Origin of the sequence: Streptomyces sp. MUSC 14 (assembly GCF_001866675.1) — a bacterium.
Taxonomy (GTDB): domain Bacteria; phylum Actinomycetota; class Actinomycetes; order Streptomycetales; family Streptomycetaceae; genus Streptomyces.
Map to the genome: position 1 here is coordinate 1 of NZ_MLYN01000144.1, position 204 is coordinate 204.

Genomic DNA, 204 nt, shown 5'->3' on the forward strand with positions numbered 1-204 from the left:
GGCTGCCGTCCAGGATGACGCGGGCGACGAGGGCTGGGTCGTTGTTCATCGGGATGTGGCCGTGGTCGGGTAGGCGGACCGGGCGTGTGTGCGGGTTCATGCGTTTGGCGCGCATGCGAGCCCGGGGTGAGCTGTCGGGGGTCGGGGGTTCGGGTGCGTCGGTGCCGCGGTTTCGGTCAGTGGCTGCCGTCCAGGATGACGCGG

1 pseudogene is annotated in these 204 nt (G+C 71.1%); it reads right to left on the reverse strand.

The window, feature by feature from the left end:
* Positions 1-127, reverse strand: a pseudogene (locus BIV25_RS54015) (alpha/beta hydrolase); the annotation flags it as partial.
* Positions 128-204 lie beyond the last annotated feature (77 nt).